The 18,890-nt window shown below is 70.0% G+C and carries 15 protein-coding genes, 2 tRNA genes and 1 pseudogene; 6 read left to right on the top strand and 12 right to left on the bottom strand.

The features are described 5' to 3' along the window. Window positions 1-143: 143 nt before the first annotated feature. Complete coding sequence (locus tag Q4A22_RS06340) at window positions 144-1,016, bottom strand: phosphatase PAP2 family protein (protein ID WP_303177887.1); 873 nt, start codon at window positions 1,014-1,016, stop codon at window positions 144-146. Window positions 1,017-1,429: 413 nt separating this feature from the next. Here Q4A22_RS06340 and Q4A22_RS06335 point away from each other — a divergent pair, with 413 nt between their 5' ends. Further along, window positions 1,430-2,596 (top strand): ROK family transcriptional regulator, encoded by a 1,167-nt coding sequence (locus Q4A22_RS06335; protein WP_303177886.1) that lies wholly within the window; start codon window positions 1,430-1,432, stop codon window positions 2,594-2,596. Window positions 2,597-2,827: 231 nt separating this feature from the next. Then, complete coding sequence (locus Q4A22_RS06330; RefSeq protein WP_303177885.1) at window positions 2,828-4,258, top strand: sugar porter family MFS transporter; 1,431 nt, start codon at window positions 2,828-2,830, stop codon at window positions 4,256-4,258. A 109-nt stretch (window positions 4,259-4,367) separates the two neighbouring features. On the opposite strand, the gene Q4A22_RS06325 is transcribed toward Q4A22_RS06330, so the two are convergent. After that, window positions 4,368-5,678 carry an MFS transporter gene (locus tag Q4A22_RS06325; RefSeq protein WP_303177884.1) on the bottom strand — a complete coding sequence of 437 codons (1,311 nt, stop codon included), beginning with the start codon at window positions 5,676-5,678 and terminating at the stop codon, window positions 4,368-4,370. A gap of 122 nt (window positions 5,679-5,800) precedes the next feature. Here Q4A22_RS06325 and Q4A22_RS06320 point away from each other — a divergent pair, with 122 nt between their 5' ends. Then, on the top strand, window positions 5,801-6,802 hold the full coding sequence (locus Q4A22_RS06320; protein WP_303177883.1) for a zinc-binding dehydrogenase: 1,002 nt from the start codon (window positions 5,801-5,803) through the stop codon (window positions 6,800-6,802). Here Q4A22_RS06320 and Q4A22_RS06315 read toward each other — a convergent pair. Then, a complete protein-coding gene (locus Q4A22_RS06315) occupies window positions 6,799-7,473 on the bottom strand; it encodes a DedA family protein (RefSeq protein ID WP_303177882.1) in 675 nt (224 codons plus the stop codon). The genes Q4A22_RS06320 and Q4A22_RS06315 overlap by 4 nt on opposite strands. A gap of 299 nt (window positions 7,474-7,772) precedes the next feature. On the opposite strand from Q4A22_RS06315, the gene Q4A22_RS06310 reads away from it, so the two are divergent. Together Q4A22_RS06310 and Q4A22_RS06305 are read left to right on the top strand one after the other, a co-directional pair. After that, window positions 7,773-8,933 (top strand): esterase family protein, encoded by a 1,161-nt coding sequence (locus Q4A22_RS06310; protein WP_303177881.1) that lies wholly within the window; start codon window positions 7,773-7,775, stop codon window positions 8,931-8,933. A gap of 7 nt (window positions 8,934-8,940) precedes the next feature. After that, window positions 8,941-9,633 carry a hypothetical protein gene (locus Q4A22_RS06305; RefSeq protein WP_303177880.1) on the top strand — a complete coding sequence of 231 codons (693 nt, stop codon included), beginning with the start codon at window positions 8,941-8,943 and terminating at the stop codon, window positions 9,631-9,633. 163 nt (window positions 9,634-9,796) lie between these two features. Here Q4A22_RS06305 and Q4A22_RS06300 read toward each other — a convergent pair whose 3' ends face one another. The 3 genes from Q4A22_RS06300 to Q4A22_RS06290 form a co-directional block, all read right to left on the bottom strand. Continuing rightward, window positions 9,797-11,047 (bottom strand): MFS transporter, encoded by a 1,251-nt coding sequence (locus Q4A22_RS06300; protein WP_303177879.1) that lies wholly within the window; start codon window positions 11,045-11,047, stop codon window positions 9,797-9,799. A gap of 408 nt (window positions 11,048-11,455) precedes the next feature. After that, the gene (locus tag Q4A22_RS06295) at window positions 11,456-12,253 is read right to left on the bottom strand and encodes a rhomboid family intramembrane serine protease (RefSeq protein WP_303177878.1); all 798 of its coding nucleotides are present in this window, start codon (window positions 12,251-12,253) and stop codon (window positions 11,456-11,458) included. 101 nt (window positions 12,254-12,354) lie between these two features. Next, window positions 12,355-12,909, bottom strand: coding sequence for a peptidylprolyl isomerase (locus tag Q4A22_RS06290; RefSeq protein ID WP_303177877.1), 555 nt, complete (start codon window positions 12,907-12,909; stop codon window positions 12,355-12,357). Between the two features lie 158 nt (window positions 12,910-13,067). On the opposite strand from Q4A22_RS06290, the gene Q4A22_RS06285 reads away from it, so the two are divergent. Next, window positions 13,068-13,982, top strand: coding sequence for a hypothetical protein (locus Q4A22_RS06285; RefSeq protein ID WP_303177876.1), 915 nt, complete (start codon window positions 13,068-13,070; stop codon window positions 13,980-13,982). 191 nt (window positions 13,983-14,173) lie between these two features. Here the strand turns inward: Q4A22_RS06285 and Q4A22_RS06280 are convergent. From Q4A22_RS06280 to gyrA, 6 genes and pseudogenes are all read right to left on the bottom strand, one after another. After that, a pseudogene (locus Q4A22_RS06280) lies at window positions 14,174-15,156 on the bottom strand (Nramp family divalent metal transporter); the annotation flags it as partial. A 77-nt stretch (window positions 15,157-15,233) separates the two neighbouring features. Next, a tRNA-Ala gene (locus Q4A22_RS06275) sits at window positions 15,234-15,306 on the bottom strand. 50 nt (window positions 15,307-15,356) lie between these two features. Beyond that, window positions 15,357-15,479 (bottom strand): hypothetical protein, encoded by a 123-nt coding sequence (locus tag Q4A22_RS06270; RefSeq protein WP_303177875.1) that lies wholly within the window; start codon window positions 15,477-15,479, stop codon window positions 15,357-15,359. 46 nt (window positions 15,480-15,525) lie between these two features. After that, a tRNA-Ile gene (locus Q4A22_RS06265) sits at window positions 15,526-15,599 on the bottom strand. A 91-nt stretch (window positions 15,600-15,690) separates the two neighbouring features. Continuing rightward, window positions 15,691-16,191 (bottom strand): DUF3566 domain-containing protein, encoded by a 501-nt coding sequence (locus Q4A22_RS06260; protein ID WP_303177874.1) that lies wholly within the window; start codon window positions 16,189-16,191, stop codon window positions 15,691-15,693. Then, window positions 16,188-18,875 carry a DNA gyrase subunit A gene (gene gyrA, locus Q4A22_RS06255; RefSeq protein ID WP_303177873.1) on the bottom strand — a complete coding sequence of 896 codons (2,688 nt, stop codon included), beginning with the start codon at window positions 18,873-18,875 and terminating at the stop codon, window positions 16,188-16,190. The genes Q4A22_RS06260 and gyrA overlap by 4 nt, the downstream gene beginning before the upstream one ends. Between the last annotated feature and the right edge of the window lie 15 nt (window positions 18,876-18,890).

Below are 18,890 nucleotides of genomic sequence, written 5' to 3'. Positions count from 1 at the left end.
CGCCGCGCCCCCCGCGGCCGGGGGGCGGCCGCCCCCCGGCGCGGGGCGGGGCGGTCGGGGGGCCCGCGCCCGCCGTCGTCCGTGGAACGGGGTCCGTGCATCCGAGCCGGGAGCGCCGCGGGGCACGACGCCGCGCGGTGTGCTCAGGCGGCGCGGTCCGCCCGATCGTCGTGCCGGGCGCTCGCGGGCCGGACTGTGCGCCGGTCGGCGTGCGAGGCCGTGGCAGACGCGGCTGCAGTTGCGGCGGCGGGTTGCTCACGCGCGGGAACCGGGGTGGTCCGCCGGGTGGCGGGGGCCGCAACGGTGGTGCCGGCCTGGTGCCACGAGAAGCCGTAGGCGAGTGCCGGGACCACCGTGTTCGCCACGGACGCGCCGGCCATGGTTCCCACGAACGCCACGGGCAGGGCCGCGAGGACGTCCAGGGGGTAGTGGGCCCCGGAGTACACGCGGGCGGCGGCCACCACCGCCACGGCCAGGGTGCCCCAGAGGAGGAGCGCACGGCGGCTGCGGGGCCGCCGGGAGACCAGTGCGAGGCCGAGCACGATCGCCACCACGGCACCGGCGTGGGAGGAGGGGAAGGACATGGACCCCGTGACCGCGCCCAGGGAGTCACCGCTCACGACGGGGCGGGGTCGGCCCACCGCGAGCTTCACCAGGCCGACGGCCGCCCACCCGCTCAGTGCGGTGATGCCGAAGCCCGTGGCGTCGAGCGGACGGCGCCTGAGCACGGCCAGCCACCCGATGACGGCCGCGATGATCAGTACCACCCCGCCGTTGGACAGCGCGAGCGCCGCCACGGTGGCGATGGCGTCCAGGAGGACGTTGCGATGCTGGGAGAGCCCCTCGAGCAACGCGGTCTCCCCGTCGGTGATCCGCGGTGAGAGCACCAGCAGACGACCAGCTGTCGCGGTCAGCAGCATCACGACCAGGGGAACGGCCACGCGATGGCGCAACTGCGGCAGGTGCCACGGGGACCCGCCCGGCGAGGGGGAAGAATACTGCGCCGGAGTGGTCATGGGTCAATGGTGACACGAGACACCGAGTGAAACCTGACACGGGCGCGCTGTGGGCCGTGTGGCGCGGACCCGCCGGTGTTCCACGTGAAACACTCACGCAAAAAACAAACAAATAGATTTTTATCACTGAATATTTATATGTATTCGCATTGTCTAGACACGGCTGACCGATGTGTCGAACGGTGGAGTCGCGCGCACGGTCCCTCTGGGCGGAGGGGTTGCGGTGGTCGAACGGTGACTACACTCAGGCCTCAGAAAATCTTCGAGAACGGAAGATGACGATGACGTCCTCTCCACGGTCGAGGCCCCACCGCACTGGCCCCGTCCCCGCCCGGGTTGCACCCGACCGCGCCGCCCCACCCGTCTCTGCATCCGTCCCCGCACCCAGCCCGGTGGGGCGCCCCGCCCATGACGTGGCCACGGCACCGCCCGCCTCCCCCGGCTCCCAGGCCGGGCTCCGGGTGGCCAACCGCCGCCGCGTCCTGGACGCCGTGCGCTCCACGGGAGCCGTGACCCAGGCGAGCATCGCACGGGAGACGGCCCTGGCGCCGTCGACCGTCTCCTCGATCGTCAAGGAGCTCACCGCGTGCGACCTCCTGGTCGCCGCCCCGGAGCACGGGGGGCGGCGCGGGCAGCGCATCCGCTTCAGCCCGGGCGCCGGGCACCTGCTGGGGGTGGACGTGGGTCACCGGCACGTGGAGGTGGCCGTGGCGGACCTCAACCTGGATCTTCCCGCCCGCCGACGCATCGACCTGCCGGGTGAGCACGGCGCCGAGGACGTCCTGCGCACCGTCCGGGAGACCGCGCGCGAGCTGCTGGAGGGGCTGGGCATCGACCCCGGCCGCGTGCTGCACGCCGGACTCACGCTGCCCGCACCCGTGCCCACCGGAGGGCGAAGTCCCCGGACACGCAGCATCCTGCCGGGCTGGGCCGGGACGGACGTGGCGGCCGGCGCGGCCGCGGCACTGGGCTGCCCGGTGGTCGTGGAGAACGACGCCAACGCCGGGGCCGTGGCCGAGCACGCCCTCGGTGCCGGGCGCGGCGTGCGCGACATGGCCTACCTCAAGGTCTCCCACGGCGTGGGCGCCGGACTGGTCCTCGGGGACAGCCTGTACCGGGGTGCCCACGGCTGCGCCGGTGAGATCGGGCACTTCACGCTGGACGAGGGTGCCGGGCTGTGCCGGTGCGGCAACCGGGGCTGCCTCGAGACCTTCGTGTCCGCCTCGGCGGTGCTGGACGTGGTGGCCACCTCCGGCCAGCCCCTTCCCGGGGTCTCCCAGGTGGTCGACGCCGCCCTGGCCGGCGATCCGGGCTGCCGCCGGGTGGTCGCGGACACCGGAGGGCTGCTGGGGGGCGCGGTGGCCCAGCTGTGCAACCTGCTGGACCCGGAGCTCGTGGTGGTGGGCGGTGATCTCGCCCGAGCGGGTGACATGCTGCTGGACCCGCTGCTGGCCGTGGTGCGGCGCCGCACACCGGAGGGCGGCACCCGCGTGCGCGCGGTCCCCTCTCTGCTCGGGGCGGACGCCCACCTGCTGGGCGCCCTCGTGCTGGCGCGAAGCCGAACACCGCTGCCGGTGTGAGGTGGCATCCGGTGACACGACGGCCTGAGTTGTCTTCGACTCGTGGACATTGCCCGGGTCGGGTCCTATCCTTGGGACACTGTCCTTCCCGGCAGCCGCTCCACCTGTTCCGACAGGCACCGCACACCGCCCCGGCGGGTGCAGAGAACCGCGACCAGATCTCCGACCGCGGCGCGTTCCCGGGCGGGGACTCGTGAGCATCGGACTTCAGGACAGCAAGGGAGCTGCGGGATGAGTCATCCGGCACAGGCACACGCACCGGAACGTCATCAGACGAACACCGGTGCGGTCGTGCGCATCACCACCGTGGCCGCGTTCGGCGGCCTCCTCTTCGGGTACGACTCCGCCGTGATCAACGGCGCGGTCTCCTCCATCCAGTCGACCTTCGACGTGGGACCCGGCCCGCTGGGCTTCGCAGTCGCCGCCGCCCTCCTGGGTGCCGCGGTGGGCGCGTTCTTCGGGTCGCGGATCGCAGACCGCGCCGGGCGCATCCCCGTCATGAAGGTCGCCGCGGTCCTGTTCCTGCTCTCCGCGATCGGCTGCGCGCTCACCCAGAGCATCGAGTGGCTCGTCTTCTGGCGCGTCGTGGGTGGCATCGGCGTGGGGGTGGCGTCCGTGATCGCCCCCGCCTACATCGCCGAGGTCTCCCCGGCCCACCTGCGCGGGCGGCTCGGCTCCCTGCAGCAGATGGGGATCGTACTGGGCATCTTCCTCTCCCTGCTCGTGGACGCCCTGCTGGCCAACTGGGCCGGGGGCGCCTCGCAGGAGCTGTGGCTGGGCCTCGCGGCGTGGCGCTGGATGTTCCTCATCATGGCCGTCCCCGCGGTGCTCTACGGCATCGGGGCCTTCATGATCCCCGAGTCCCCGCGCTTCCTGGTCTCGGCGGGCCGCGAGGACGAGGCCCAGGAGGTGCTCTCCCGGATCCACGGTGACGACGCCGTCCAGGCCCGCGTGGAGAAGATCCGCACCACCGTCAACAACGAGCGCAAGCCCCGCTTCTCGGACCTGCGCGGCTCCATGGCCGGCCTCAAGCCCGTCCTGTGGGTGGGCATCGGCCTGGCCGCGCTGCAGCAGTTCGTGGGCATCAACGTGATCTTCTACTACTCGAACGTGCTGTGGGAGTCCGTGGGCTTCAAGGAGTCCGACTCCTTCGCCATCTCCGTGGCCACCTCCGTGGTGAACGTGGTGGTGACCATCGTGGCCATCTTCCTGGTGGACCGCGTGGGACGCCGCCCGCTGCTGCTCGTGGGATCCGCGGGCATGGCCGTGACCCTGGGCGTCATGGCCATCGTGTTCGCCACCGCCAGCAAGGTCATGGTGGACGGTCAGCTCACCCCGGACCTCGGCCCCGTGGCGGGCCCCGTGGCGCTGATCGCCGCCAACCTGTTCGTGGTCTTCTTCGGCGTCTCCTGGGGCCCGCTCATGTGGGTCCTGCTGGGCGAGATGTTCCCCAACCACATCCGCGGTGCTGCGCTGGCCGTGGCCGGTGCGGTGCAGTGGATCGCCAACTGGGCCGTCACGGTCACCTTCCCGTCCCTCTCCAACTACTCGCTGGGACTGACGTACGGGATCTACGCGTTCTTCGCCCTGGTCTCGCTGGTCTTCACCGTCAAGATGGTGCGTGAGACCACCAACGTGGAGCTCGAGGACATGCACGACTAGTCCCCACGCTCCTCCCCACGACGCCCCGGCCCGCGCTCCCAGCGCCCCGGGGCGTCGTCGTGCCCGGGCCCCGCGGTCCGGTGTCGCGGGGCTGTGTCGCGGGAGGGTGTCAGCGCAGGGGGTGCTCGGCCTGGTCCCGGTGCATCCGGCCCGCGACGACCGCCAGCACCCCCAGGGCAGGGGTCAGCAAGGCAACTCCCCAGAAGATGGCGACCGGGGGGAGCACCTGGGAGACCGGACCCGCCACGGCCATGGAGACGGGCATCAGCAGCAGGGACACGAAGAAGTCCAGGGAGGAGATGCGGCCCAGCATGTGCCCCGGGACCCGGCGCTGCAGCAGCGTGCCCCAAATGACCTGGCCCGCACCGCCGGTGGCGCCGAACACGCACAGTGCGAGCGCCATGACCCACCAGGAGTGGGTCATGCCCACCAGACCGAACGGCAGGGTGCCGAAGCCCCAGAGCCAGACCATGGTGGTCAGGTACTTCCTGGGCAGCTGGAAGGACGCCATGATGCCGGACCCCACGGCCGTGGCGATCCCGTACAGCCCGAGCATGGCGCCGTAGCCCGCCACGGTCCCACCCAGCCGGTCCACCACGAGGAACGGGACGAGCACCTCGAGCGGCCCGGTGAACAGGAAGATGGCGCTCATGGCCCACAGCAGGGTCCACAGCAGCCACGGTGTCCGCAGGCAGTAGCAAAACCCCTCGACGATGTCACGCAGGATGCTCGACCCCGCACCGGACCCCTCGGGTGCCGGGGACGGCGGCCCGGGAACCGGTGACCCAGGGTCCGGTGCACCGTTGACCGGGACCGCACCAGCCTCCCGCCCCGGGAGCCGCAGGCGCAGCATGAACGTCAGGGCCACGGCGTGGCACACGGCGATGGCCAGCACGGATGCCCCGGGCAGTGCCAGACCGGCGAGCAGCCCTCCCACGGCGGGTCCGGCGGCGAGCTGCAGCAGCGGGCGGGCGGTGCCCTCCACGCCGTTGGCCGCCAGCAGCTGGCCGGGCGGCAAGATGCGGGGCAGCGCCGCCGAGTAGGCCGGGTAGAAGAACCCCACAGCCCCGGAGAACACGAAGGCGGCGGCGCCCAGGTGCCACAGGGCCAGGGATCCGGTCCAGATCAGGACGGACACCGTCAGGGCGGTGACCAGGTTGGCCGCCTCCACGCAGCGCAGGATGAGACCCAGCCGGAACCTGTCCGCGGCCGCGCCGCCCAGCAGCACGAAGATCACCATGCCCACCGCACCGGCCGCCGTGACCAGGGAGAGGTCCACCGCGGAACCACCCAGTGCCATCACGCGGGCCACGAGGGCCACCGCCCACAGACCGGACCCGAACACGCTGGCGGCCATGGCGGTCGCGAGCACCGTGTAGGCGGGGGACGAGAACGGTGCGAGGGCGCGGGGAAGTCTCACCGTCACAGGCTACCGGGGTCGCCTGTCACACCCCCGGTGCGATTCCCGCAACACCCGGAAGGTCGTACCGTGGGGACCGCCGGGGTCATCGACCCACCCGCCCGTCACGAAGGAGCACCCGCGTGCGCGCCTCACACGTCCCTTCCACCGGAACCGTACAGATCCAGCAGTGGCCGGACCCCCACCCCACCCGGGACGGTGAGTTCGTGGTGCGGATCGTGGCGGCGTCGGTCTGCGGATCGGACCTGCACTCGGTGTTCCACGGCACCCTCCACCCGGACGCCCCGAACCTGCCCGGCTACCCGGGGCACGAGGGCGTGGGGGTCGTGGTGGAGACCCGTTCCGACCTGTTCCCCGTGGGCACGGCCGTGCTGTGCCTGGCACCCGGTCAGCTCGGGGGAACGTTCGCGGAGCTCATGCTCCTGGACGAGGACCACGCCGTGTCGCTGCCGCAGGAGGTGGACCCCGAGGACCTCACGGAGATGCGCCGCTACCTCATGGCCCAGCAGATGGGCACGTGCCTCTACGCGATGAACCTCTACTGGCCCACGGAGGTGCCCGCCCGCCACGCCGGCACGTGCGTGGTCATGGGCGCGGGATCCGCCGGGTTGTTCTTCCTCCAGGACGCCCTGCGGCGGGGCTTCCAGCAGGTGGTCGTCTCCGACCGGGAGGAGTCGCGGCTGCGGATCGCCCGGGACCTGGGGGCGCGCACGGTGCGGGTGCCGGACGAGAGCCTGCCCGACGTCGTCGCCGAGCTCACGGACGGTGCCGGGGCGGACCTCGTGGTCGAGGCCGTCGGCTCGGACGCCCTGCGCGCGGAGGCCGTGGAGATCGTGGCGCACCGCGGCGTCGTGGGGTGGTTCGGGCTGTACGAGAGCTTCGAGCCGGCACCCGTGCCCGTCTACGAGGTGTTCCGCAAGTGCGTGCGCCTGCAGGGCTCCGTGGCCGCCCAGTCCGAACCCGGTCTCGTGAGCTTCCGCGAGGCGGTGCGCCGGATCCGGGACGGCGAGGTGGCGGTGGACTACTGCCTGGGTCCCGTGCACCCGCTGGAGGAGACGCTCCAGGTGATGCGCCTCGCCGAGCGCGGCGGGGGCGGAGCCGTGAAGTTCACCATCGTCCCCTAGCGGCGCCCGCCGGCGGTGTCCTCCGTGCCCTTGTCCCGCATGCTCACGAGGATCTGGATGCCCACGGGGATCAGTGACAGCAGCACGATCAGGATCGCGATCAGGTCCACGTGGTCGCGGATCAGGGGGACGCCGCCCAGCAGGGACCCGGCGACCACCATCACGGTCACCCACAGGAAACCGCCCAGCACGTTCCAGCCCACGAACTCGCGGTAGGGGTGGCGTGCGGCGCCGGCCACGAGCGGGACGTAGGTGCGCACGATGGGCACGAAGCGCGCCAGCACGATCGAGCGGCCGCCGTACTTGCGGAAGAACTCCTCGGTCTGCGCGAGGTACTTGGTCTTGAGGAACCGGGCGTCGTCCCGGAAGAAGCGGCGCCCGAACCTGTGGCCCAGCCAGTACCCCACCTGGTCACCCGCGACCGCCGCGACGAACGGCACCAGGACCATCAGCCACAGGGGGACGTGGAGCGCCTGGTGGAGCAGTCCGCCGGTGAAGAGCAGGGAGTCACCCGGCAGGAACGGGAACAGCAGTCCCGACTCGATGAACACGATCACGCTCATGCCCGCGAGCGCCCACGGGCCCAGCTGCTCGAGCAGCTGCTCGGGATTGCTGAGGGGCGGCAGCTGCGGCACCAGGAGCCCGGCCGTGTGGATCACATCGAACGTCATGGTGCCCCAGTATGCCCTGCCCGTCACGGCAGGCACGCATCGTCGCCTGCACATTCCCCGGCGTACGACGCCGTCCGCCCGGCTCCCGGCCGCAGGCGCTCCTGGGTGCGCCCCAGGCCCGCGGTGGCCTGCCACCTGGGCATCTCCCGGCAACTCGCTGTCCGCCGCACGGGGAGCACCAGGGACGGAACGGGGGTCCCTATGCTGTCCCAGTACGGTGTCGTCCCGTGCGCGAGCGGACCAACGGGCCCCGCAACGGGCAACCGCCACGGACGTCTACGGAAAACGAGCGGTCTGCAGTGGATTTCTTCGAGCTGACGAGCTGGCCCCTGTTCATCACCGTCACGGTGGCGGCGGTGCTCCTCCTGGCCTACACGGTGCTGGCCCTCCCCCGGAAGCGCAGGCCGGGGGTGGGCAAGTACCTGGTGCAGCTCGTGTGCGTGGTGCTCGTGGTGGTGCTCGCGCTCGCGGGCATCTTCCTGAAGATGAACATGGACAACCAGTGGTACTCGAGCTGGGGTGACCTCTTCTCCGACGGCGGGGGCCCGGTCACCACGGCGAGCGCGGGCGCCGCCCCGGCCGCGGTGACGGCGCTGCGGGAGCTGCCCCACCGGGCGTTCTCCTCCCAGCAGACCCGCCCGGTGGAGAACGCGTCCTTCGGATCGCAGCTGGATCCAGGCAACACCTCCGGCCAGTGGGTGAGCTTCACGATCGCCGGGGAGCGCTCGGGAATCACGCAGGAGGCCACCGCGTGGTTGCCGCCCTCCTACATGGCCCACCCCGAGCGGAGCTACCCCGTGATCACGGCGTTCACCGGCTTCCCCGGGGACGTGAGGACGTACACGAAGGCCATGGACATCGCCCACCACATCCGCGCCGCGGTCTCGGACGGCAGCATGCGGGAGTCCATCGTGGTGATCCCCGACGTCTACCCCGGCAACAACGACACCGAATGCGTGGACAGCACCCACGGGCGGTGGGAGACGTACGTGAGCCAGGACGTGGTCTCGTGGATCCGCGACAACCTCCGCGTCTCCACGGACCGCAGGGCGTGGTCCACCCTGGGCTACAGCGCCGGCGGGTGGTGCTCGTCCATGTTCACCGTGCGCCACCCCGAGATCTGGGCCACCAGCGTGAACCTCGCGGGATACTTCCGGCCCATGTACACGCCGGGCCAGCAGTGGAAGACCGCGGACCCCCGGGCATACGACCTCGCGGGGATCGTGCGCCGGGAGAAGCCGGACGTGCACATCTGGTTCTTCTCCGGCGGGGAGGACAGCATCTCCGTCAAGGCCGTGAAGGCGTTCGCGCCCGCGGTTTCGGCCCCCACGAGCCTGGTGTCGAACGTGTCACAGAGTGGAGGGCACCGGGTGGCGCTGTGGGAGGCGCAGCTCTCACCCGCTCTGCAGTGGCTGGGGCGCACCTCCCCCGCCTTCGCGGCCGCGCCCTCCCAGAGCTGAGGGAAACGTGAATCTCACGGAATATTTCGGCACCGTTCTGGCCACCGCAGCGGCGGGTTTCGACCCGGCGCCCATGGTCATCATGGCGGCTGCGCTGGGAACCGGGATCCGACGGCGCCACACCGTGGGCGCGTCCCTGCTGCTGCTGGGCGGGACCGCCGCGTGGGGCGTGGCGCTCACCCTCCTGGTGGGACCGGGGCTGCAGGGCGTGGACTGGTGGGGTCTTGTCCGCCACGGTGCAGTGGCCGCCTGGATCGAGACCGGCCTCGCCGTGGTGGTCGGCGGATATGCCATCTGGCGGGTGGTCGCACGCCGCCGGGCGCGCGAGAACCCGGCCCCGGAGAAGCCGGGGGCCACGAACCCCTGGGCCCTGTATGCCACGGCGCTCGTGTTCATCGGCATCGTGGTCTTCGACCTTCCGTTCGACGTCCACGTGGCGGTCGCGGCCGCCCAGCCATCCGCCGTGGTGGTGGCCGGATGGGTGATCTGGGCGCTGGTGAGCCAGCTGCCCCTGACCCTGCTGGTGCTCCTCACGCTGCTCGGACGCCAGGAGCGGTTCTCCCGCCTCATGCAGCGCGCATGGAAGAGGGTGTCCCCGTGGGTGAACTCCCTGGTCACCCTCTTGCTCGGAGCCGCCTCGCTGCTCATGCTGCTGGACGCCGGCCGTTTCCTGCTGGCGGGTCACTTCCTGATCGGATGAGACCGCGCGGCACATCCGCCGACGACGCCAGCCCCCTGCCGGGGCCCCTCGCCCCGGGTCTGCGCAGCCGTGGCCTCGGTGTCCGCGGACCCGCCTCAGCCGTGCGTGTCCGCCGACGTCCTCACCGGTGCCCGCAGGGCGTCGTGGGTGCGCACTCCGACACCTAGACGGCGGTCTGGGACGAGGTGACGGGATGCCCGGAGGCCAGGCGGCGGCGTCGGTCGGCCTTCTGACGCTGAACGCCCAGGAAGGCCAGGAGTGCGCCGGCCACGGCGAGCACGCAGGCCACGACAGCCGGGGAACGGTAGCCGAACCCGGCGGAGATCACGGCGCCGCCCAGGAGGGCACCGAGCGAGTTGGCCACGTTGAACGCCGCGTGGTTCAGGGACGCACCCATGAGTTCGGCGGGGCCGGCGGCCGTGATGAGCCAGCTCTGGATGCTGGGCATGATGTACGAGTTGACCAGGGACATCAGGAACCCGGCCACGAAGATTCCCACCGGGGACCCCCCGAGAGCGCCCATCAGCAGCAGGGCGACGGCCAGTGCCGGGAAGCCCACGGCCATGGTGCGCCGGGCGCTGCGGTCCGCACTGACACCCCCGATGACGTTGCCGATGGTCATGCCCACGCCCACCACGGCCAGCAGCCAGGGGATGGCGCCGGCGGGAAGACCCGCGAGCTCGCGTCCCATCTGGGAGAGGTAGGTGTAGATGGCGAAGAACCCGCCGAAACCCACGGCCGCGACCGCCATGACGATCCACACCTGGGGTCGGGAGAACGCGCGCAGCTCGCCGCGGCGGCTCGCCCCGAGCATGGGCTCCTGGCGGGGAACGGTGAGCCACAGACCCACCACCGTGACGGCGAAGATCACCGCCACCGCACCGTAGGCCATCCGCCACCCGTAGCTCTGGCCGATGGCCGTCATCACGGGCACGCCCACCACGTTCGCCACCGTGAGACCGGAGAGAGCCAGCGCCACGCCCTTGGCCTGGTTGCCGGGCCCCATCACGGTGGCCGCCACCAGGGAGGCCAGCCCGAAGTAGGCACCGTGGGGAAGACCGGCGAGGAAGCGCACCACCAGCAGGGACCCGAAGGTCGGCACGAGTGCCGAGGCCAGGTTCCCGGCCAGCAGGATCGAGGCCATCACCAGGAGCATCACGGTCCGGGAGGACTTCGCCGCCAGGAAGGAGATCAGGGGGGCGCCCACCACCACGCCCACGGCGTACGCGCTCACGAGCCACCCCGCGCGCGCGATCCCCGTCTCGGGCGAGGCCCCGAAGATGTCGGGCATGAGGTTCTGGGCGATCTGGGGCAGCAGCCCCATGGAGGCGAATTCCGTGCAGCCGATCCCGAAGCCACCCAGGGCGAGGGCGAACAGCGCGAGTCGACGGCGGGCGGGAGTCAGGTGGGTCATGACCGCGCGGCCTTTCGGGGATCGGGGACGGGAGCGCTCGGAGGGAGAGCGCGCCGAGCGGAGCGGGGGCTGGACGGAGACGATTGAGCAGCAGCCAGGCCCGCGCCGATCGCGCGGGATGCATCCACTCCGGGGCACGAATGGGTGCAACACCGCTTTTTCCTGAATTATTCGCTTCGTCCCTCGCCTGTGGGTGAGATCACCGCGAGGGGTTCTCCCCACCCGGTGCACGAAAGTTGTCCACAGGTGTGGAGAAAAGTGTGAATATCTCGACCAACATGTGCGCTTCTGGGGCCCTGCGGCGCCGGATCCCGTATCCACAGCCGTGTTCACAGCTGTGGAATTACACGTCTGTAAGTTGTTAACAGGTGTGGACAAGCCCTGTGGATAGTTCCGCGTGGATTGCCGCTAGCTGTGCTTTCGCAGCCCTGGCAGCATCAGCAGTCCCACCACCGCCCCGGTCACGAGCCCTCCCAGGTGGGCCTGCCAGGCCACGCCCCCCACCAGGAAGCCGAAGGCCAGGTTGATGGCGATCAGCACCGCGATGGGTGTGATGTCCTGCCGGAAGTGGCGCACGAACACGAACATGGCGCCGAAGAGGCCGAAGATGCCACCCGAGGCACCGATGACCAGTACCCACGGGTTGCCCAGCAGCAGGACGCCCACCGATCCGCCCAGCGCGGACAGCAGGAACAGTGCCGCGAAGCGCCACGCCCCCAGCAGGGGTTCGAGCATCCGCCCGAAGAGGTACAGCGTGTACATGTTGAGCAGCAGGTGCACGGGTGACGGCATGGCGTGGACGAAGGCGCTCGTGAGCAGCCGCCACGGCTGCACCTGGGTGAGGGCTGGCGCGTACCCCAGGATGGTCGAGAGGTCGTAGGGCGTGAACAGCCGGGTCAGCCACTGCAGGCCCCACACGAGCATGCAGAGCCCGATGATGACCCACGTGACGGGCCACCCGGTGCGACGCCGTGGCCGGTGGGGGCCCTGGAGCCCGGGACCCGCCCCGGTCCACTGTCCGGTGGGAACGGGTTCTCCCGTTCGTGGACTGGCGCCCGGAGTGCGCGAGGTCGTCTCCGCGGGACCCGTCCCCTCCCTGCCGGGGAGGTACTGCCCGTAGCGGGGCGCCGGAACGGGCCCGGCGTGGGAGTTCCCCGACCACGGGAGGTCGTGCCGGTCCTGCTCGTCGTGGGGTTCAGTGCTCATGTCTTCTCCGGCATGTGGTGTGGTCCGGGGGATTATTCTCCCGGAGATGGGAGAAGCCCACCCGGAGACCGGGTGGGCTTCGTGCCGTGGTGCGTGGTGGCTCAGAGGGCTTCCACGTCGATGGAGGTGATCACGCAGTCCTCCACGGGGCGGTCCTGGCCGCCGGTGCGCACGTTGTTGAGCTCGTCCACGACCTTCTTGGAGGCGTCGTCCGCGACCTCGCCGAAGATGGTGTGCTTGCCCTGCAGCCACGTGGTGGGAGCGGTGGTGATGAAGAACTGGGAGCCGTTGGTGCCCCGGCCGTTGCGGGTGCCGGCGTTCGCCATGGCGAGCATGTAGGGGGCGTTGAAGTTCAGCTCGGGGTGGATCTCGTCGTCGAAGTTGTAGCCCGGGCCGCCGATGCCCTGACCCAGCGGATCGCCGCCCTGGATCATGAAGTCCTTGATGATGCGGTGGAAGACCACGTCCTTGTAGAGGGGTCCGTCCTGCTTCTCACCGGTGCGGGGGTCGGCCCACTCCTGGGTCCCGTCCGAGAGGCCCACGAAGTTCTTCACGGTCTTGGGGGCGTGGTTGCCGAAGAGCTCCACCACGATGTCGCCGTGGTTGGTGTGGATGGTGGCCTTGTGCGTCGCGATAGCAGAAGTCATGGTTGTCATTCTGGCACGGGCCTCCCGAGGGCGTCAGTGGGGGCCGAACTCGTTCAGCGCACAGTGAAAAGCACCCCGGCTCCCGTAACACCCAGGAGCCAGGCGAACCGCAGAACGTATGCTGGCAGTGGAGATTTACGTGATCACCACCGTAGGAGGGAGACATCATGAGCTTGTTCAAGAGCAAGACCCAGAAGCAGGCCAAGGCGGCCAACAAGGCTGCCGAGTCCAAGGTCGTCAGCGCCGGGGAGTGGCTGTCCGAGGAGATCGGGGAGCTCGGCGAGAAGCTGCAGCACGGTGTCCAGGCCGGCGCCTCGGCACTGGCAAGCGGCGTGGAGGCCACCGGCCCGTACGTCCAGGACGGTCTGGGCCGCGCCCAGGACCTCGGTGAGGACGTCAAGAAGCGGAGCGAGAAGGCCAAGGCCGCGAGCGCAGCCGCCGCAGCCCCCCTCGCAGCCAAGGCCGCCAAGAAGACCGCCAAGGGTCGCGCCGCGGCCCAGGACAAGTACTCGGGCGCCGTGGCCGCGCTGGCCGGCAAGGTTGCAGACGCCGACACCTCCGACCAGTTCGACGCCCTCGTGGCCAAGCTGACCGGTGACAAGAAGACCGTCAAGCGCATCCAGAAGGCCGCCAAGAACTCGGCCAAGGAGTACGCGAAGCAGCAGAAGAAGGCCCAGGGCGGCCACAAGGGCCTGCTGGTCCTCGGCCTGCTCGTGGCCGGTGGTGTGGCCGGTGTCGCCGCGTGGCGCGCCTCCCGCCCGGTCCAGGACCCCTGGAAGACCCCCGCCACCGCCTCGCCGCGCGTGTCCGCCTCGCCGGTCAACACCAACTCCACCGTGGCCGCCGGCACCGGTGTGAAGGTGGACGACGTCAAGGACCCCGCCTCCTCCGTGCGCAAGGAGGGCACCGCCTCCCAGGCGGCCCACCGCGCCACGGACGGCGTGAAGTCGGTGGCCGAGGACGCCAAGCAGACCGTCAACGAGGTCAAGGAGCAGATCAAGGGCTCCAACAAGACCGATGACACCAAGCTCGGCTCCGCGGACAACAACTCCAAGCACAACCCGGGTGGTCCCAAGCACTGAGACCCCGTCCCTCGCCCTCACGGGCGGGTCTGACGAGCACCACGACGCCGCGCTCCTCCTTGCGAGGGGCGCGGCGTCGTCGTTCTCCGCGTGGGCAGAACCGCGCCACAACACGGTGAGAGGAAGATGATCGTCCGGGAGGGGCGGGGAGGCGACGGCGCCTGGAGGGTCGGGGGGGGTGGCGCCGGCACTCAGGACAGGACGCCGGCGATCGTGTCCCAGGTCTGGTAGACGCCCAGCACGATGAACAGCACGGCGCAGACCACGAGCACCACGTTGGTGAACGCCCCGTTGCGCCACTTCTTGGGGGTGCGCGAGGTGTTGAGCAGGCCCAGCAGGGTCACGGCGAGGAACGGCATGAACAGCGCCCCCAGCACCCCGTAGAGCAGGATCAGGAACACGGGCTTGTCCAGGAGCAGCAGGAGCATGGGCGGGAAGGTCAGCCACAGCAGGTAGAACTTGAAGTACTTGCCGCCGTTCCTGGTGTCCGGGTGGCCGCTGGGCTTGTGCCGCACGTTGCCCCAGTAGTCGGCGAACATCAGGGAGACCCCGGACCACACGCCCACCACGGAGGAGAACGAGGCGGCCCAGAAGCCCACCAGGAACGTGACACCGATGACGTCCCCGAAGCGTTCCCGCAGCACCTGGTCCAGGTCCAGCAGACCCTTGTCGCTGGCGCTCACGGCGTAGCCTGCCGAATACAGGACCTCGGCGCCCACCACCAGCATGGCGAGGACGAAGATGCCGGTGACCGTGTAGGCCACGGCGTTGTCCAGCTGCATGACCCGCATCCAGCGCGGCTGGTGCCAGCCCTTCTCCCGCAGCCAGTACCCGTACGCCGCCAGGGTGATGGTGCCGCCCACGCCGCCGGCGAGGGCGAGCGTGTAGACGACTCCCCCGTGGGGGATCACGGGGATCAGCCCGGTGAGCATCCGGGGGATGTCCGGCAGGGTGATCACGGCCAGGCCCACCATCACCAGGAACATGATCCCCACCATGGCGGCAGGACCGGGAACAGTGCGGCCAGGGGCAGTGCCGAGGAGGACATGGCCGTGGCCCCGTACACGAAGCCCCAGATCATGATGTACGGACCGAAGTACCAGGAGGTCCAGCGCTCCAGGGAGCGCCAGCCCTCGAAGATGGTGCGCCCACTCGCCAGGGAGTACCGCCCCGCCGCGCTTTGTCACGCCCGGCGGCAGGACGTGAAAAACCTCCGGGCCCTGCGACAGCAGGAACCCGGAGGTCACGGTGTGGAGCCTAGGAGATTCGAACTCCTGACATCTGCCTTGCAAAGGCAGCGCTCTACCAACTGAGCTAAGGCCCCGTATTCGGTTGTGGCGTCCGTCTCTGGGAAGGTACGCCGTGACCGTGGACTCAGTCCACGGAATCCACTGCGGAGTGCCACGCTTCGCGCTGGGACTCGGCCTGGCGCCAGGACTTGAAAGCTGCGACGGACAGGCCGGCCACGGCGATCACTGCTGCGATGCGGGACTTCACGTGGGGCCTCCGAACGAGTGTTCACTCGCGGTGGGAATTCGATGGGTGGGCGTACCAGGAATTGAACCTGGGACCTCTTCGTTATCAGCGAAGCGCTCTAACCGTCTGAGCTATACGCCCTCAGCGAGTGCCAGCACGATGATGCTCTGGCTGGCCACGCCAAGACTTTACCGGAGTTCCGGCCCCCACGCCAAATTGCGGGGTGCCGGGATCAGTCGTCGGTGAGGGTGACCCCGATGCCGCCGATCAGCGACGCCGCGATGTTGTACAGCAGGGCCGCGAGCACGGACAGCACGGACAGCAGGATCACGTTGACCACGGAGATCACCGTGGAGAACAGCGCCACGTTGCCGAGCGAGAGAATCTTCTTGATGTCTGCTTCCCCCGCGCTGCCGCCGAGCATGGACAGCAGCTCGTTGATGCCCTCGAACATGCCGGTCAGGTTCAGCACGAGCCACAGCACGATGGAGGCCACCACCGTGATGATGCCCAGTGCCACCGAGAGCAGGAACGCCAGCTTTAGCACCGACCACGTGTCCACCTTGGAGACCACCAGCCGGGCGCGGCGCACCTTGGCCCGGGGTGCGGGGCGCACGAGCCCCTTGCCGGAGGACTTGCCGCCGCTCTTGACCGGAGACTTTCCGGACGTCGACTTCTGGGGGGAAGAAGTCTTCGCGGGTTGACCCGCTTTCGAGGCCGAGCTCGCGCTCATGCGTCACCTCCGTTGTCGTGGGATTCCAACGCTACTGCATCGTCCTGTGCTGCGGACGCAGGAGCGCTCCGCCCGGAGTCGTCCCCGTCCCGCTCGACGCCGCCGTCCGGGCCCTCGGTCCCGGCGGCGTCCTCCTCGGCCACTTCTTTCTCGATCTCGCGCTCCGCGTTGCGGGCGACCCCCACGATGCTGTCGTTCGCGCCGGGCTTGGCGAAGATCACGCCCATGGTGTCGCGGCCGCGGGCGGGAACCTCGCTGACGTTGGAGCGGACCACCTTCCCGCTCTCCATGACCACGAGCACCTCGTCGTTCTCGCCCACGATGAGCCCGCCCACGAGGCCGCCGCGGACCTCCGCGAGCTTCGCGACCTTGATGCCGAGACCGCCGCGGCCCTGCACCCGGTACTCCTGGACCGAGGTGCGCTTGGCGTAGCCGCCCTCGGTGACCACGAACACGTAGGAGTCGTCGGTGACCACGTTGGCGGAGAGCAGCTCGTCCCCGGAACGGAACTTCATGCCCGTGACACCCGAGGTCGCGCGGCCCATGGGGCGCAGGGCGTCGTCGTCCGCCGTGAACCGCAGGGACTGGCCGTGGCGGGAGATCAGCATGATGTCGTCGTCCGTGTCCACCAGCATGGCGGAGACGAGCTCGTCGTCCTCCCGCAGGTTGATGGCGATGACCCCGGCGGAACGGTTCGTGTCGTAGTCCGTGAGCCGGGACTTCTTGATCAGTCCGCTGCGGGTGGCGAGCACCAGGTACGGGGCGTCCTGGTAGGAGTGCAGCTCCATGACCTGGGCGATCCGCTCGTCCGGCTGGAACTCCATGAGGTTCGCCACGTGCTGGCCCTTGGCGTCACGCCCGGCCTCCACGAACTCGTACGCCTTGACCCGGTAGACCCGGCCCAGCGTGGTGAAGAACAGGATCCAGTTGTGCGTGCTGGTCACGAAGAAGTGCTCCACCACGTCGTTCCCGCGCAGCTGGGCACCCTTGATGCCGCGACCGCCGCGGTGCTGGGCGCGGTACTCGTCCGCGCGGGTGCGCTTGACGTAGCCGTCGCGGGTGATGGTGACCACCACCTGCTCCTGGGGGATGAGGTCCTCCATGGAGACATCCCCGTCGAAGCCGTAGAGCACCTCGGTGCGACGGTCGTCGCCGTAGTGCTCCACGATGCCCGTGAGCTCCTCCGAGATGATCTCCCGCTGCCGGGTCTCGGAGGCGATGATGGCCTCGTACTCGGCGATCAGCCGCTGCAGCTCCGCGTTGCGGTCCTGGATCTTCTGCCGCTCCAGCGCGGCCAGGCGGCGCAGCTGCATGTTGAGGATCGCCTGGGCCTGCGCCTCGTCGATCTCCAGCAGCTCCATGAGCCCGGTGCGCGCCTCCTCCACGGTGGGCGAGCGGCGGATCAGGGCGATGACCTCGTCCAGCGCGTCCAGGGCCTTGAGCAGACCCATCAGGATGTGCGCCTCATCCTGCGCCTGCTTCAGGCGGTAGCGGGTGCGCCGGACGATGACTTCCATCTGGTGCGTGACCCAGTGGTGCACGAACGCGTCCAGGGACAGGGTGCGGGGCACGCCGTCCACGAGAGCGAGCATGTTCGCGGAGAAGTTCTCCTGCAGCTGCGTGTGCTTGTAGAGGTTGTTCAGCACCACCTTGGGCACCGCGTCCCGCTTGAGCACGATCACCAGGCGCTGGCCCGTGCGGCCCGAGGTCTCGTCCCGCATGTCCGCGATGCCCTGGACCTTGCCGTCCTTGACCAGGTCCGCGATCTTGACGGCCAGGTTGTCCGGGTTCACCTGGTACGGCAGCTCCGTGACCACCAGGCACGTGCGGTTGTGGATCTCCTCCACGCTGACCACCGCGCGCTGCGTGATGGAGCCGCGGCCCGTGCGGTAGGCCTGCTCGATGCCCTTGTGGCCCAGGATCTGCGCGCCGGACGGGAAGTCCGGGCCCTTGACCCGCTTGATGAGCTCCTCCAGCAGGGTCTCGCGGTCCGCGTCCGGGTGCTGCAGGTACCACTGCACGCCGTCCGCGACCTCGCGGAGGTTGTGCGGCGGGATGTTGGTGGCCATGCCCACGGCGATGCCGGCGGAGCCGTTCACCAGCAGGTTGGGGAACCGGGCCGGCAGCACGGTGGGCTCCTGCTGCTTGCCGTCGTAGTTGTCCTGGAAGTCCACGGTGTCCTCGTGGATGTCCCGGACCATCTCCATGGCCAGCGGCGCCATCTTGGTCTCGGTGTACCGGGGGGCGGCCGCACCGTCGTTGCCCGGGGAGCCGAAGTTGCCCTGCCCCAGCGCCAGCGGGTAGCGCATGGTCCAGTCCTGGATCAGGCGCACGAGCGCGTCGTAGATGGCGGAGTCACCGTGCGGGTGGTAGTTGCCCATCACGTCGCCCACCACGCGGGCGCACTTGTTGAACGAGCGGTCCGGGCGGTAGCCGCCGTCGTACATCGTGTAGAGCACACGGCGGTGCACGGGCTTGAGGCCGTCGCGGACGTCGGGCAGGGCACGCCCCACGATCACCGCCATGGCGTAGTCCAGGTAGGAGCGCTGCATCTCCGTCTGCAGGTCGATCTGCTCCACCCGGTCCCCGGTGGACGTGGTGTCCTGGATCACCGTCCCCTCGAGGGCCTCGGGGGTGGCCTCCGGGTCCACGGGGATGCTGCCGTCCTGCGTCTCGTCACTCATGCGTTGCTGTCCGTT

The sequence above is a fragment of the Kocuria sp. genome, assembly GCF_030530945.1.
Lineage (GTDB): Bacteria > Actinomycetota > Actinomycetes > Actinomycetales > Micrococcaceae > Kocuria.
Note: the sequence above shows the minus strand (reverse complement) of the source record. Positions and strands in the feature narration are given on the sequence as shown.